This is a genomic window from Pseudomonas sp. P4_C3, assembly GCF_056402075.1.
On the sequence record NZ_JBFUIC010000014.1, the window covers coordinates 1 to 14,939 of the forward strand.

Annotated in this window: 10 protein-coding genes and 2 pseudogenes; 5 read left to right on the top strand and 7 right to left on the bottom strand. The window is 59.5% G+C overall.

The genetic code is table 11. From position 1 onward, the window contains the following. Positions 1-87 precede the first annotated feature (87 nt). Positions 88-4,038: a trifunctional transcriptional regulator/proline dehydrogenase/L-glutamate gamma-semialdehyde dehydrogenase gene (gene putA / locus AC1DVH_RS04950; protein WP_477752858.1), complete on the bottom strand. Its 3,951-nt coding sequence runs from the start codon at positions 4,036-4,038 to the stop codon at positions 88-90. A gap of 461 nt (positions 4,039-4,499) precedes the next feature. Between putA and putP the strand changes: the two genes are divergently transcribed. The 4 genes and pseudogenes from putP to AC1DVH_RS04970 form a co-directional block, all read left to right on the top strand. Next, the gene (putP, locus tag AC1DVH_RS04955; RefSeq protein ID WP_477752859.1) at positions 4,500-5,984 is read left to right on the top strand and encodes a sodium/proline symporter PutP; all 1,485 of its coding nucleotides are present in this window, start codon (positions 4,500-4,502) and stop codon (positions 5,982-5,984) included. A gap of 290 nt (positions 5,985-6,274) precedes the next feature. Beyond that, positions 6,275-7,681 carry a PAAR domain-containing protein gene (locus AC1DVH_RS04960; protein WP_477752860.1) on the top strand — a complete coding sequence of 469 codons (1,407 nt, stop codon included), beginning with the start codon at positions 6,275-6,277 and terminating at the stop codon, positions 7,679-7,681. A gap of 983 nt (positions 7,682-8,664) precedes the next feature. Then, a pseudogene (locus AC1DVH_RS04965) lies at positions 8,665-8,973 on the top strand (hypothetical protein); the annotation flags it as partial. Positions 8,974-9,013: 40 nt separating this feature from the next. Further along, positions 9,014-9,133: pseudogene (locus tag AC1DVH_RS04970) on the top strand (sodium:solute symporter family transporter); the annotation flags it as partial. Between the two features lie 81 nt (positions 9,134-9,214). Here the strand turns inward: AC1DVH_RS04970 and AC1DVH_RS04975 are convergent. Continuing rightward, positions 9,215-9,709, bottom strand: a complete 495-nt coding sequence (locus AC1DVH_RS04975; protein WP_477752861.1) for a DUF2165 family protein — start codon at positions 9,707-9,709, stop codon at positions 9,215-9,217. Positions 9,710-9,916: 207 nt separating this feature from the next. On the opposite strand from AC1DVH_RS04975, the gene AC1DVH_RS04980 reads away from it, so the two are divergent. Beyond that, on the top strand, positions 9,917-10,756 hold the full coding sequence (locus tag AC1DVH_RS04980; protein WP_223457684.1) for a 23S rRNA (adenine(2030)-N(6))-methyltransferase RlmJ: 840 nt from the start codon (positions 9,917-9,919) through the stop codon (positions 10,754-10,756). 120 nt (positions 10,757-10,876) lie between these two features. Here AC1DVH_RS04980 and msrA read toward each other — a convergent pair whose 3' ends face one another. The 5 genes from msrA to AC1DVH_RS05005 all read right to left on the bottom strand — a co-directional run bounded on the left by msrA (position 10,877) and on the right by AC1DVH_RS05005 (position 14,921). After that, on the bottom strand, positions 10,877-11,527 hold the full coding sequence (gene msrA / locus AC1DVH_RS04985) for a peptide-methionine (S)-S-oxide reductase MsrA (protein WP_477752862.1): 651 nt from the start codon (positions 11,525-11,527) through the stop codon (positions 10,877-10,879). A 133-nt stretch (positions 11,528-11,660) separates the two neighbouring features. Continuing rightward, positions 11,661-12,179, bottom strand: a complete 519-nt coding sequence (locus AC1DVH_RS04990) for a DUF3299 domain-containing protein (protein WP_090451674.1) — start codon at positions 12,177-12,179, stop codon at positions 11,661-11,663. Positions 12,180-12,190: 11 nt separating this feature from the next. Beyond that, complete coding sequence (locus tag AC1DVH_RS04995; protein ID WP_477752863.1) at positions 12,191-13,456, bottom strand: ABC transporter permease; 1,266 nt, start codon at positions 13,454-13,456, stop codon at positions 12,191-12,193. Position 13,457: 1 nt separating this feature from the next. Further along, entirely contained in the window at positions 13,458-14,168 is a 711-nt protein-coding gene (locus AC1DVH_RS05000) for an ABC transporter ATP-binding protein (RefSeq protein ID WP_057713120.1), read from the bottom strand. Positions 14,169-14,330: 162 nt separating this feature from the next. Continuing rightward, on the bottom strand, positions 14,331-14,921 hold the full coding sequence (locus AC1DVH_RS05005; protein WP_477752864.1) for a DUF2796 domain-containing protein: 591 nt from the start codon (positions 14,919-14,921) through the stop codon (positions 14,331-14,333). Positions 14,922-14,939: the final 18 nt, after the last annotated feature.

Sequence of the window (14,939 nt, forward strand, 5' to 3'; positions counted from 1 at the left end):
CCCCTGTAGGAGCTGCCGAAGGCTGCGATCTTTTGATCTTGCTTCTAAAGCACCGGGCGGCCATTGCGGCAGCCCGGATTGTCGGTGTTAACCGATGGTCATCAAACTGGCATTACCACCCGCCGCAGCCGTGTTAACGCTCAACGCCCGCTCGATCACCAGGCGTTCCAGCGCAATGTTGGTTTCGCCTTGTGACAGGCCCTGCACGCCAACGATGGCGCCGGCACGCTTGGCAACCTGCTGGCACACCGCACGCAACTGGTCGGAGTGGCCGTGATGCACAACCGCATCAAACACCACTTCGTCCTTGTTCCAGTCGGAAATCAGCTTGATGCGTGCCTGAATATCCTTCGGCAGGCGTGCGAACAAGGCCTTGGTCAAGTCAGCTTCCGGCCACACCGCTGAACCACCGACAGCCAGTACCGCCGCCAGTTGGGTCAGCAGATCGCCTTCGACTTCCGCCAGGCAAAGTACGTGCTCGCGCGGCAAGATCGCATAGCTATTGCGCTCGCCGGTCGGGCCGGCCAGGACACGGGTGATGCCACTTTGCGATTGCGCGGCGAACTGCACGCACAGGGTGCTCAGATCGGCGAACTTGTGGCTGTCGGCCCAGGCTTTCAGGGCGGTCAGCGGCTTGCTCATGGCGTCGCGCAGACGAACGTCCGGTGCTGCGGCAGCATCGCCGCGAGCGAAGGATTGTTCGATCGCATCCGCAGGACGCGTCGACAGCAGGCGGTACAGGTACAGCGGGCCACCGGCTTTCGGGCCGGTACCCGACAAGCCTTCGCCGCCGAATGGCTGCACGCCGACCACGGCACCCACAATGTTGCGGTTGACGTAGACGTTACCGGCGTTGACGTTGTCGATCACCTTGGCGATGGTTTCGTCGATGCGGGTGTGAACGCCCAGCGTCAGGCCGTAGCCGGAAGCGTTGATCTGGCCGATCAGTTGATCGATGTCTTTGCGCTTGTAACGGACCACGTGCAGCACCGGGCCGAAGATCTCCCGCTGCAGTTCGTCGAAGCTTTCCAGTTCGATCAGCGTCGGCATCACGAAGGTGCCGCGTTTGACTTCTTCGGCATCGGCGATGGCCACCTGGTACACGCTGCGACCTTTGTCGCGCATGGCCTGGATGTGCTTCTCGATGCCAGCCTTGGCTTCGGCGTCGATGACCGGGCCGATGTCCACGGACAGGCGCTCAGGGTTGCCGAGACGGCTTTCAGCCATCGCGCCCTTGAGCATTTCGATGACGCGGTCTGCGGAATCTTCCTGCAAGCACAAGACACGCAGGGCCGAGCAACGCTGACCGGCGCTGTCGAAGGCCGACGAAACCACGTCGATCACGACTTGTTCGGTCAGTGCCGAGGAGTCAACGATCATTGCGTTCTGGCCACCGGTTTCGGCGATCAGCGGGATCGGACGACCCTGGCTATCCAGGCGGCCGGCGATGTTGCGTTGCAGCAAGCGCGCGACTTCGGTGGAGCCGGTGAACATCACGCCTTTGACGCGTTCGTCGCCGACCAGGCCGGCACCGACGGTTTCACCGCGACCCGGCAGCAATTGCAGTACGCCTTCCGGAATCCCTGCTTCGAGCAGCAGGCGCACGGCTTGAGCGGCGACCAGCGGAGTCTGTTCCGCAGGCTTGGCCAATACCGGGTTACCAGCGGCCAACGCAGCAGCCACTTGGCCACTGAAGATTGCCAGCGGGAAGTTCCACGGGCTGATGCACACCACTGGGCCCAGCGGACGGTGAGCGTCATTGGTGAAGTCGTTGCGCGCCTGCACCGCGTAATAACGCAGGAAGTCCACGGCTTCACGCACTTCGGCAATGGCGTTGGCGAAGGTCTTGCCGGCTTCGCGAGCCAGCAGGCCCATCAGCGGCTGGATCTCGGCTTCCATCAGATCGGCGGCACGTTCCAGGATCGCGGCGCGTTCGGCGGGCGGGGTGGCCTGCCAGATCGGCGCAGCGTTGAGGGCGCACTGGATCGCGTTGTCGACGTCTTCGACGGTCGCTTCCTGCACATGGCCGACCACATCACGCAGATCGGACGGGTTCAGCACCGGTGCCGGCGCTTCGGTGCTGGAGGCGCAACCGAGCATCGGCGCCGCTTTCCAGTGGTTGTGTGCGGTAGCAAGAAGCGCGCAGGACAGGGACGCCAAACGATGTTCGTTGGCCATGTCGATGCCGCTGGAGTTGGCGCGCTCGGAGCCGTAGAGATCACGCGGCAGCGGAATGCGCGGGTGCGGCAGGCCGAAACCGCCTTCCACGGTCGCCATCTGCTCGATGCTGGCTACCGGATCGGCTACAAGTTCCTGGATCGAAATCGACTGGTCGGCAATGCGGTTGACGAACGAGGTGTTCGCGCCGTTCTCCAGCAGGCGACGCACCAGGTAAGCCAGCAGGGTTTCGTGGGTGCCGACCGGAGCGTACACACGACACGGACGGTTCAGCTTGCCTTCGGAAACTTTGCCTACAACCTGTTCGTACAGCGGTTCACCCATGCCGTGCAGGCACTGGAACTCGTACTGGCCCGGGTAATAGTTCTGACCGGCGATGTGATAAATGGCCGACAGGGTGTGGGCGTTGTGCGTAGCGAACTGCGGGTAGATGACTTCCGGCACCGACAGCAGTTTGCGGGCGCAAGCGATGTAGGAGACGTCGGTGTACACCTTGCGGGTGTAGACCGGGTAGCCTTCCAGGCCTTCGACCTGGGCGCGCTTGATTTCGCTGTCCCAGTACGCGCCTTTCACCAGGCGGATCATCAGGCGATGACGGCTGCGGCGAGCCAAGTCGATCACGTAGTCGATCACGTACGGGCAACGCTTCTGGTAAGCCTGGATCACGAAACCGATACCGTTCCAGCCAGTCAGTTGCGGCTCGAAGCACAGGCGCTCGAGCAGATCCAGCGACAGCTCGAGGCGGTCGGCTTCTTCGGCGTCGATGTTCAGGCCGATGTCGTATTGCTTGGCCAGCAGGGTCAGCGACAGCAGGCGCGGGTACAGCTCTTCCATCACGCGCTCGTACTGCGCACGGCTATAGCGCGGGTGCAGGGCGGACAGCTTGATCGAAATGCCCGGGCCTTCATAAATCCCGCGACCGTGGGAGGCCTTGCCGATCGAGTGGATGGCTTGTTCGTACGAGGCCAGGTACTTCTGCGCGTCGTGCTCGGTGAGTGCGGCTTCACCCAGCATGTCGTAGGAATAACGGAAGCCTTTGGCTTCGAACTTGCTCGCGTTGGCCAGGGCTTCGGCGATGGTCTCGCCGGTCACGAACTGCTCGCCCATCAGGCGCATGGCCATGTCGACGCCCTTGCGGATCATCGGCTCGCCGCTCTTGCCGATGATGCGGCTCAGGGACGATGTCAGGCCGGCTTCGTTGTGCGTGGACACCAGCTTGCCGGTCAGCAACAAGCCCCAGGTGGCAGCGTTGACGAACAACGACGGGCTGTTGCCCAGGTGCGGCTGCCAGTTGCCGGTGCTGATCTTGTCGCGGATCAGGGCGTCGCGGGTGCCTTTGTCCGGGATGCGCAGCAGCGCTTCGGCCAGGCACATCAGCGCCACGCCTTCCTGGGACGACAGGGAGAACTCCTGCAGCAGGCCCTGAACGATGCCGGCACGGCCGCCAGCGCTCTTCTGGTTGCGCAGTTTTTCAGCAATCGAGGCGGCGAGTTTGTTGGTGGCGTCGCACATCGGTGCCGGCAGGCGCGCCTGCTCGATCAGCATCGGCACGACTTCCGGCTCAGGGCGACGGTAGGCGGCGGTGATCGAGGCACGCAGTACCGATTGCGGCAGGATGCTTTCGGCGAATTCGAGGAAGCACTGGTGGGCGTGATCCAGAGGCGCGTCGACGCTGTCGTCGGAGTCCTTGGTCAAACCGCTCAGCTCGGTCAGGGTTGCACCACCCTCGAGTTTTTCCAGGTAATTGAAGATTGCCTGCTTGATCAGCCAGTGCGGCGTGCGATCAATCGAGGTCGCGGCGGCCTTGAGGCGTTCGCGGGTCGGGTCGTCAAGTTTGACCCCAAGGGTGGTGGTAGCCATGTTTTTATCCTCATGTTTGCCACGACTGCGTGGCATCAGCTGGCGGCAAGATTAGCCGTGAGACTGTCGAGGTGCAACCGGGTGCAACCCTTTTTTTGTCAGAATATTACGCAGCTCGTCAGGAAATAAATTCTGGTAAGGCTGCGTTGCATTTGCTTGGTGCTTTTCCGGTGAGTTAACACTCGTTTTTGCTCCGAAAAGGAGCAAAAAACGATTTTTAACGTTTATTTCTCGCTAGGTGCAACTTAATCCCGAGAAACTGGTTGCACCTTATTTGCTTTGTTGAATAGCATTCGCGTCCAAGGTGCAACCCGGACAAAATCCGGGTGCTCCGGCTGATGGCTTTCCTGGGGAAACATCAGTCATAAATGCGCGGGAATCCGGATCGTCTGTCAAACGTATGCGTTTGCGAGCGGTTCACCAGCCGCCGCTACATAAAAACAAAGCCAGGGCGTAACTTAATGAGCGTAAGCAATCCAACCCTGATCACGTTCGTGATCTATATCGCAGCAATGGTGCTGATCGGCTTGATGGCCTATCGCTCCACCAACAACCTTTCCGATTACATCCTGGGCGGCCGTAGCCTGGGCAGCGTCGTGACTGCACTGTCCGCCGGTGCCTCCGACATGAGTGGCTGGTTGTTGATGGGCTTGCCCGGCGCGATCTACATGTCCGGTCTTTCCGAAAGCTGGATCGCCATCGGCCTGATCGTCGGCGCCTACCTGAACTGGCTGTTCGTCGCCGGCCGTCTGCGTGTACAGACCGAGCACAACGGTGATGCACTGACCCTGCCGGACTACTTCGCCAGCCGTTTCGAAGACAAAAGCGGCCTGCTGCGGATCATCTCTGCGGTCGTGATCCTGGTGTTCTTCACCATCTACTGCGCTTCCGGCATCGTGGCCGGGGCCCGTCTGTTCGAAAGCACCTTCGGCATGTCCTACGAGACGGCGCTGTGGGCCGGTGCTGCGGCGACGATTGCCTACACCTTTATTGGTGGTTTCCTGGCGGTGAGCTGGACCGATACCGTACAAGCCACCCTGATGATCTTCGCGCTGATCCTGACGCCGGTCATCGTGCTGCTGGCCACCGGTGGCGTCGACACCACCTTCCTGGCCATCGAAGCGCAAGATCCAAGCAACTTCGACATGCTCAAGGGCACCACTTTCATCGGCATCATCTCGCTGATGGGCTGGGGGCTGGGCTACTTCGGCCAGCCGCACATCCTGGCGCGTTTCATGGCTGCCGATTCGGTTAAATCGATCGCCAAGGCCCGTCGCATCTCCATGACCTGGATGATCCTGTGCCTGGGCGGCACCGTGGCAGTGGGCTTCTTCGGTATCGCCTACTTCTCGGCGCACCCGGACGTGGCGGGCGCGGTCTCCGAGAACCACGAGCGTGTGTTCATCGAGCTGGCCAAAATCCTGTTCAACCCATGGATCGCCGGTATCCTGCTGTCGGCCATTCTGGCTGCCGTCATGAGCACCCTGAGCTGCCAGTTGCTGGTGTGCTCGAGCGCCCTGACCGAAGACTTCTACAAGACCTTCTTGCGTAAATCCGCTTCCCAGGTTGAACTGGTCTGGGTCGGTCGTGCCATGGTGCTGTTGGTTGCCCTGATTGCTATCGCGCTGGCATCCAACCCGGAAAACCGTGTACTGGGTCTGGTGAGCTACGCCTGGGCTGGTTTCGGTGCCGCATTCGGTCCCGTCGTACTGATCTCCGTGATCTGGAAAGACATGACCCGCAACGGCGCACTGGCCGGTATCCTGGTCGGCGCGATCACCGTGATCGTCTGGAAACACTTCGAACTGCTGGGCCTGTACGAAATCATCCCTGGTTTCATCTTCGCCAGCCTGGCGATCTACTTCGTCAGCAAAATGGGCACGCCGACTGCTGGCATGTTCCAGCGTTTTGCGGCTGCAGAGAGTGATTATCGTTTGAACAAGTGATGAGTGATGGGTTGAGCTCTTCCCATCTCTGATAAAAGAACGGCTCGCAGCTTTATGTTGCGGGCCGTTTTTTTTTTGCAAGCCAGGTCCGAAAACAGGCATTGGCCCTCCAATATCCGTGGTCCTTTTCAGTGCTGGTCGTAAGACATTTCCTGATTTTCTCGGCCATCTTGAGTTTCCTCTCTGTCCACGTACTTTGCGCTAAGCCACTCATCCCGAGTCGGCTTACCGATCGTTAACAGTGGTGCGCTGCCCATGACTGGGACGGCAGTAGAGAGGGAGATCAATCAATGACTGAAGGGCATTTTATCCGCTTGGGTGACAAGACCACGTGCGGAGGCAAGGTAAAGGACGCCGATACACGCGTCATGATGTATGGCCTCGCCCATGCGCGCGAAGGCGATCCGGTCACCTGCGGCGTGGACGGCCAAACCTACAGGATTGAGGGCGGTATTTCCTACATGGTGAGTCATGGACGATTGGTGGCCGGCACGCTGGACAGTTTCAGCGGTTGCCCTTGCAAGGCGACTCTTATCGCATCGGATTTCACAGGCTCGTATGGATCCAGCAGAAGTGCTGCACCGCACGCCGCACGGGCCGTCAGACAACCGTCTGCCCTAGCCACGAGCAACCCGGTAGCATCGCCATCATCACTCGCGACCGCGCGGAGCAATCCGAAACCGATACCGTTCAATACATCGGTCCAGGAGCCTGGTTTTTACGTCGTTCCCAAAAGCACCACCCGCGAACAACTCGAGGCCTCGCTGTTCACCCTGCGCGACCCGGCGGTGATGGGCAAATTCAAGTTGCTCAATCCCAACCTGCGCGACGTCAAAGCCGGCTCGCTGATCGTGCTGAGCGATCCCAACAACTTCCAGTGCACCCGCGAAGAAGCGCTGCTCATGGATGTGGCGGCACGGACCAATCAAATACTGGAGACGCTTAGCCCGGAAGAGGCGGATTTCATGATGCAACACCGGGATGCCATTCAGACGATCTTGGGCTATGGCTCAGGCGCTGTGGGCGTCGGCGCGAGCATTTTCAAGAATAATCTGGATAACGTCGGTAATGCCTTGAGGGAAATTGAAGTATTGCAACAGACGACGCTCCAAAGAGATGGGCACCTTCGTTCGCCGGCCTTCTTCGTAGAACGACAGCGTTTACTGGCACAACTCAACAGCCATATGACGACCCTAACCCGCAAGGGTATTGGATTCCCAAACCACATCAATTTGAAAAAAATGTTGGGCATCTCCAGCCAAAGTCTGGTTCACCACTGGACCAATGCCAGTCCTGCGGGGCAAATACCGGGTCACGCCACTCATCTAGAAAGTGTGGCAAAGGCAACTAAATACATCAAATACGGTGGTTGGCTAGGTACTGCCATTGGTGGCGGGGCATCTGCCGTGAAGGTTCAGGATGTGTGTACTGCGGGAAATACTGAAACGTGCGAGCGGGTTAAATTTACTGAAACGGGGAGTTTTACCGGGGGGATCGTAGGTGGCGGAATTGTAGGTGCTGCTCTATCAACCTCAGCTGTCGGCGGGCTTTGTGTTGGGTTGGGTGTGCCAACTGGCGGCTTGGGATTACTGGTCTGCAGTATTGTTGTGGTCGGGGCAGGCTCTTTTTCTTCCAGCGCTATTGGGAGTGTTATTGGTGAAAAAATGGGCGAGCGGATTTTCGAGGCCACTCAATGAACATTAGCGTTGCAGACGCACTATTCCTGGCATCAGGGCTAATAGTTTTCGGTGGGGCACTTGTTGTTTTTGGGGTTGCGCTGCACTTGGGCTACACCAAGGGAGATGCCCTTTCAGAGCATTTCCAAAACAGTTCTCCACTTATAACTGTCTCCGCGCGTATTGACGCAGGGCTTAGAGGTAAGACTCGACTGGTTTATTCAATATCTAGCGTCGTTACGTTTCCCCAATTTTTTCTGAAGCGCGGTATGGTCACTGCTGAAGATCTCGACAACTTTCCCCATGACCTCAGGCAAAAGCTCGTAGTGCTGCAATGGACTCTTCTAGGGGTTCTATCCGGCATGGTGCTACTTGGCCTGATAGTGATGTCGGGGATACTCAGGTAACTGACCCATAAAAAATGGGCACCCAATCTGGTTAATACCGATCAGTTAAGGACTCTGTAGGAGCGAGCTTGCTCCGGGCGGCGTTCCGACGATGGACTCAAGAGCGCCGCGTTTAGCCAGTAAACACGCGCTATCGTTAACGACCATCGCGAGCAAGCTCGCTCCTACAGTGATTCCCTTTCGCTTAACTGATCGGCATTACCCAATCTTGTTGGTGTGCCCGTTCTTCATGCCACTCCTCACCCGTCAGGCAGGTTGTAAATTTTCTGGGCAAGGTCCTAGGACGTTTCCTTCAAAACCTATCGGTTTTCATGAACTGGTGCGATGCGAGTTCCGTCGATAGTCTTTGGCGGTCACTGATAATTCAGTGGTGGGGTGTAGGAACCTCTCAAGACCGTTAGAGCTACATTGGCGTCACTGCCTGGTTTGCGGCCGTTTGCATGCGGCCGTAAGATCAGTTGCGGCGGCTATGCGCGGGCACGCTTCGGCGTGGTCGAGTTTTGCTCTAGGTCTCGATATTCCTACCCCGTGCATAGCTGCCACCCTAGCCCGTAGGAAGGCTAATGGCAGGTCCATTTCTTCCTTAGAGCATTAAAAATGAAATCAATACATCCTGACCCACCCTACGAAAAACCAATCCCCCATCCCGACAACCGCTTCATGGCGTTGACCAGTAACTGCACCGACATGCCCACGCTGTTCGTCGACACCCACGTGCCGCTCGACATCCTCACCGACGCCGCCAACTACAGAATCCGTGCAGTAACCCAAGTGCTTGAGAACCTGTCGATGCGCGGTTCGATCGAGTGCGAGTCGTTCATCCTCAGCGATTTTGCCTTGCTCTGCGCAATCTCGTTGCGCGATGGCTGCGATGTGCTGGATGTGGTTGGGCGGCGTGCGGGTGCGGCCTACAGCGGCGGCGTAGACGTCGCCACAAGATCAAAAGATCCCGGGCTTCATCTTCGCCAGCCTGGCGATCTACATCGTCAGCAAATTGGGCGCGCTGTCTGCCGGCATGCTGCAGCGATTCGCCGCGGCGGAAAAGGACTTCATGCTGAACAGATGAGGCTTTCAGCGAGGCTTTTTAGCTTCCTGATTGAAGAAGACGGCCCGCATCCGATGGGTGCGGGTCGTCTTTTATTGGGGATCAGTCAAGATCGGCATCGGGCTGATTCAGAAAGATCAGCACGCCCAGTATTGCCATGTAGAACCTGAAGGCTGCGTCCTGGCCATTCCAGATGTCGGATTGCCACATCAGAAACCACTCGCCTCCAACAACCATGAAGCCGAAAAACCACACGAAAAACCCAGTCGTCAAACCCGCTACGGCCCACTTCCTGGCCAGTCTGAATTCATGTCCACCGGCTGACCGTGAGCGCCAGAGCTGTAGTGCGCCGTAGCCAAGAAGTCCACAGGTAATGGCTTCGCCAACGATGATCAGCCAGTAGGCCCCATGCCACACCCAAGGCAGATCAATTGCGCGATACCGGGCGGCGTTGTCAGGGAAGGTGGTGTCCATGCTCAGCACGTGCCGGACGAAGTTGAAGTTGGAACCGTAGTCGTTGATGTTGTTGAACACGGTCATGAAGGCGAATGCGGCGAGCGCCAGGGTCATTGCAATCTTTGCGTAGCGAATGGTCATTTGTGCGTCCTTTGCTTTTTTCGACAAAGAACGCTATCACGCCGGTTTGCAGGTTCGGGAATCTTCCTGTTGTGAGGCGTTTCTGAATTTGTCGAGTGATGGTGCATGCTTGTTGCCGCTATGAATGCTCGAAGTGTCCGCTCGGCCGTCAACCCCTGACTTGCCGGCCGGTAAAAGGTAAACTCCCCGGCCTTCGCAGGAGCAACCATGAATTATCGTCACGCCTTCCATGCCGGCAATCACGCCGATGTGTTCAAACACCTGACCTTGACCCGCCTCATCGCCCTGATGTCGCGCAAGGAACAGCCGTTTGCCTATCTCGACACTCACGCCGGTATCGGTCTGTATGACCTTCAGGGTGATCAGGCCAACCGTACCGGCGAGTACCTGGAAGGCATTGCGCGTTTGTGGGATCAGCCGGATCTGCCGATCCTGACCGCTGATTACATGCAGGTGCTGCACGAGATGAACCCGGATGGCCAGTTGCGCTATTACCCGGGGTCGCCGGAGTTGGCGCGGCGCCTGACTCGCCCGCAGGACCGTGTGTTGCTCAACGAGAAGCACCCGGAAGACGGCGTGCTGCTCAAGGACAACATGGCCGGTGATCGTCGGGTCAAGGTGCACCTGGGCGAAGGCTGGCATGTGCCGCGAGCCTTGCTGCCGGTGCCGGAGAAGCGTGCGGTGATGCTGATCGATCCGCCGTTCGAGAAGCTCGACGAAATGCAGCGCTGTGCCGCGTCGTTGAAGGAAGCGATTGGCCGGATGCGCCAGACCGTGGCGGCAATCTGGTACCCGGTGAAGGATCAGCGTGCGCTGCGTCGTTTCTACCAGGACCTGGCCGGAACCGGTGCGCCGAAGTTGTTGCGGGTGGAGTTGCTGGTGCATCCGCTGGATACGCCGAACAGCCTGAACGGTTCCGGGTTGGCGATTGCCAATCCGCCTTGGGGGCTTGAGGAAGAGTTGCGTGAGTTGCTGCCGTGGTTGTCCCAGAAGCTGGGGCAGACCCAGGGTGGGTGGCGGATGGATTGGTTGATTGCCGAGAGTTGATCTGTAGGAGCGAGCTCGCTCCGGGCGGCGTTCCGACGATGTTCGTGAACGTTAACGCGTAAAACCAGGTGCCCAGCGGCGCCCTTTGGTTTTTCGCGAGCGAGCTCGCTCCTACAGTAATCAGATCGGGCAGGTCACGCCTGTACCGCCAATGCCGCAATAGCCTTCCGGGTTTTTCGCCAGGTACTGCTGGTGATACGTTTCGGCAAAGTAGACGGTCGGGGCCTGGTCTATTTCGGTGCTGATTTCACCGAGACCGGCCTTGGACAGCTCGGCCTGGTAGGTTTCCTTGCTCTTGAGCGCCGCGTCCAGTTGTTCCTGGCTGGTGGCGTAGATCACCGAACGGTACTGGGTGCCGATGTCATTGCCCTGGCGCATGCCCTGCGTCGGGTTGTGCAGTTCCCAGAACATCGCCAGCAGTTCTTCGTAGCTGACCTTGGCCTTGTCATACACCACCAGCACCACTTCGGCGTGGCCGGTCAGGCCCGAGCAGACTTCTTCGTAGGTCGGGTTCGGCGTGAAACCGCCGGCGTAGCCGACCACGGTGCTGACCACGCCTTCACGTTGCCAGAAGCGGCGTTCCGCGCCCCAGAAGCAGCCGAGGCCGAAGATCGCGAAGTCGACATCTTCGAAGAACGGGCCGAGCAAGGGGGTGTCTTTAAACACAAAGTGCTTTTCGGGCAGGGTCATCGCGGTTTCGCGGCCGGGCAGAGCTTGTTCTTTAGTCGGGAGCACGTTTTTGTTCACCAGGATTTCCGAGCGCAGAACCATGATCAGTCCTCTCAGTCAGGTTGGGTTGTAAATAAACAGACCGTCAGTGTGCCCAATACCTTCCAGATAATCACTATCCAGGTGGGAGATTCCATGTTGCAGGGCAACCCTGCAACTTCAGGCTGGTGGGTATTCACTCCGGCAGTTCATACAGGTAAATCTTGTCCGCCTCCATCTGATACCCCGCATCCGCCAGCTCGCTGGTGGACGCCTTGACCTGCAACGCGCCTTCAATCCAGTACGGCTGATACAGCTCGTCGAGCTTCACGCCGACTTCGCTTTTGACGTGCACGATCTGGTTCGACGGCGGTGGCGGCACATGGATACAGGCGCCGAAATACGGCACCAGCAGGAACTCCGTGGTGCGTCCTTCCTCGCTCACTTCCAGCGGCACGATGTAGCCCGGCAGGCGAATGTTCTGGCCATCGAGGGTCTTGACCACCGGTGCGTTGGGCATGTCCTGTTTGGCTGCTGGCGCCGACTCTGCCGAGAGCGTGCTGCTCATCTGCGACAGATCGTGCAGCGGCGTCATGTTCGGCACTTCTTTCGGCGCGTCGGGCGGGATCATCTCCGACCAGGTCAGGTCTTTTGGCTGGGCTGCCCACAGGGGCAGGGCGACCAGCATCAACAGCGCAAGTACAGCGCGGGGCATTTTCAACGTCCTCATAAACGGATCGACAGGCCATCGGCCAGGGATTGGCGATAGGCACGCCAGGCCGGCACGCTGCCCATCAGCAGCGCGGCGACCAGGATGCCTCCGAGCAGCGTCCATTCATACTCGCTTGGCCAGGACAGCGGCAGGAACAGGCCGTAGTTGGCCTGCACATAACCCTGGGCCGCCGCGATGCACACATACAGCAACGCTACGCCGGCGATCACGCCTGACAGTGCCAGAGCAAAGGCTTCGAGCACCAACAACGTCGCGATATGCCATGGCCGAGCACCCACCGAGCGCAGGATCGCCATCTCCCGGCGGCGTTCGTTGAGGCTGGTGAGAATGGCCGTGAGCATGCCGATCAATCCGGTCAGCACCACAAACAGCGAGACCACGAACAAGGCTTTTTCCGCGGTGCCCATCAGGCTCCACAGCTCTTGCAACGCCACGCCCGGCAGGATCGCCAGCATCGGCTCACCGCGGAATTCGTTGATTTCCCGTTGCAAGGCAAAGGTCGAAATCTTGTTGTTGAGACCGAGCATGAACGCGGTGATCGCTTGCGGCGCGAGGTCCATGTTGCGCGCTTGATCGGCCGTGATGCGACCCTCGCCCCGGGCCGGCACGCCGTTATGCCAGTCGATGTGAATCGCTTCCATGCCACCAAGGCTGATGTGCAGCGTGCGGTCTACCGGGGTGCCGGTGCGTTTGAGAATGCCGACCACGGTGAACGGCTTGTCGTCGTGCTTGACCAGGCTGATCGCCGCCACGCCGTGGGCCAGCACCAGTTTGTCACCGAGTTTGTAGTGCAGCGCATCGGCCACTTCGGCACCGAGCACCACTTCGAACGGGTCAGTGGCAAAGGCCCGGCCATCGGCCAGTTCCAGGTGTTGCTGGCGTCCGTACTGATAATGCTCGAAGTAGGCTTCGGTGGTGCCCATCACCCGGTAGCCGCGATGGGAGTCACCGAGGGACATCGGGATCGCCCACTTCACTTTCGGGTTGCTGGCGAAGTGTTCGAAGCTGTCCCAGCGAATGTTGTTTGTGGCGTTGCCGATGCGGAACACCGAGTACAGCAACAGGTTCACCGAGCCTGAGCGGGCGCCGACGATCAGGTCGGTGCCGCTGATGGTGCTGGCGAAACTGGCCTTGGCTTCGGTGCGCACGCGCTCCACTGCCAGCAACAGGCATACCGACAGGGCGATGGCGAACGCCGTGAGAATCGCGGTGAAGCGGCGGTTAGCCAGGCTGGCCATGGCTAGACGAAACAGATACATCTCAGACCTCGGACGGGGTAGCGGCGCGATTGAGTTCGGCCAGCGACAGGTTGTGGTCGAACAGCGGCGCCAGGCTCTGGTCATGGCTGACGAACAACAGGCTCGACCCGGCTTCGCGGCACTCGGCGAACAGCAGGCGAATGAAGTTCTCGCGGGCGTCGTAATCGAGGGCCGAGGTCGGCTCGTCGGCGATAACCAGTTCCGGTTGCCCGATCAGCGCGCGGGCGGCGGCGACCCGTTGCTGCTGGCCGATGGAAAGCGAGTCGGCGCGGCGACCGAGGATGTTTTCATCCTTCAAACCCAGGTGGGCAAGCAGCGTCGCGGCCGCTTTGTCGACGCTGCCGTGACGTTGTTTCGCCCGTTCGGCGCGCAGTTTCGAGAAGTGGCAGGGCAGTTCGACGTTTTCGCGCACCGACAGAAACGGCAGCAGGTTGAACTGCTGGAAAATGTAGCCGGTGTGATCGACGCGGAAGTGGTCGCGGGCGCCGGCCGAGAGTTGCGTCAGTTCCTGGCCGAGCAGGCGGATGCTGCCGCGATCAGGCTTCTGCACGCCTCCGAGCAAGCCGAGCAGGGTGGTCTTGCCGCTGCCGCTGGGGCCTTTGAGGAACAGGGTTTCCCCGCGCTCCAGGCGAAACGCCGGGATGTCCAGCAGTGGCGGGTGACCGGGCCAGCTGAAGCCCAGGTCGGACAGTTCGATGAGTGCTTGGGTCATGGCACCGATTTCATAAGTGTGGGAACTGGTCTGGATTTCACTATCAACACAACCCCCTGTGGGAGCGAGCTTGCTCGCGATAGCGGTCTTACAGTCACATTGAAATTGAATGTGCTGGCCTCATCGCGAGCAAGCTCGCTCCCACAGGGATCTTCAGTGGATTCAGAACTTCAGGTTGGCAGCCTTGGCCGTCACATCAACCCCTTGCTGCCCGCTCGGGCCGATCAGTTGTACCTGAATTGTCCGGGTGGCCGGGAAGCTGGTGAAGATATTCGCCAGGTCCAGCGACTTCAGGGCCGCCGGCGTGGCGCAAGTGAACTGATAGCGAGCGTGGATTTCGCTGTGATCATGGTGATGTTCGTGGCCGTCTTCGTCCTTGGCGTCTTCATCGTGATCATCGTCGGCATCGGGCTGGTCGCCGAACAGCGGGCTTTCCAGTTCCTGGTTTTCCACCACGCAACCGGCGGCTTTTGGCAGGTTGAACAGGGTCAGTGGTTGCTCAAGCCGGGCGCGGGCGGCGGCGACTTTGGCTTTGTCTGCGTCGCTGGTGGCTACATGCTCGAAACCCACCAGGTTCATGGCCGGGCTTTCCAGCTCCAGCTCCAGGGTCTTGCCGTCCAGCGCCGCGTTCAGGCGTCCCACGCCATGTTCGTGGGCACCCAGGCTGCCATGCTCATGATCGTGTTCGTCGGCGGCATGGGCGACAGTCAGCGGCAACATGGCAAACGACAGGGCGAGAAGCAGACGACGCATGGCGAGTCTCCGAAAAGT

Coding starts and splice junctions, on each gene's coding strand:
- AC1DVH_RS04980 (WP_223457684.1), top strand. CDS start 9,917: ATGAATTATCGTCACGCCTTCCATGCCGGCAATCACGCCGATGTGTTC.
- AC1DVH_RS04990 (WP_090451674.1), bottom strand. CDS start 12,179: ATGCCCCGCGCTGTACTTGCGCTGTTGATGCTGGTCGCCCTGCCCCTG.
- putA (WP_477752858.1), bottom strand. CDS start 4,038: ATGGCTACCACCACCCTTGGGGTCAAACTTGACGACCCGACCCGCGAA.
- msrA (WP_477752862.1), bottom strand. CDS start 11,527: ATGGTTCTGCGCTCGGAAATCCTGGTGAACAAAAACGTGCTCCCGACT.
- AC1DVH_RS05000 (WP_057713120.1), bottom strand. CDS start 14,168: ATGACCCAAGCACTCATCGAACTGTCCGACCTGGGCTTCAGCTGGCCC.
- putP (WP_477752859.1), top strand. CDS start 4,500: ATGAGCGTAAGCAATCCAACCCTGATCACGTTCGTGATCTATATCGCA.
- AC1DVH_RS04995 (WP_477752863.1), bottom strand. CDS start 13,456: ATGTATCTGTTTCGTCTAGCCATGGCCAGCCTGGCTAACCGCCGCTTC.
- AC1DVH_RS05005 (WP_477752864.1), bottom strand. CDS start 14,921: ATGCGTCGTCTGCTTCTCGCCCTGTCGTTTGCCATGTTGCCGCTGACT.
- AC1DVH_RS04975 (WP_477752861.1), bottom strand. CDS start 9,709: ATGACCATTCGCTACGCAAAGATTGCAATGACCCTGGCGCTCGCCGCA.
- AC1DVH_RS04960 (WP_477752860.1), top strand. CDS start 6,275: ATGACTGAAGGGCATTTTATCCGCTTGGGTGACAAGACCACGTGCGGA.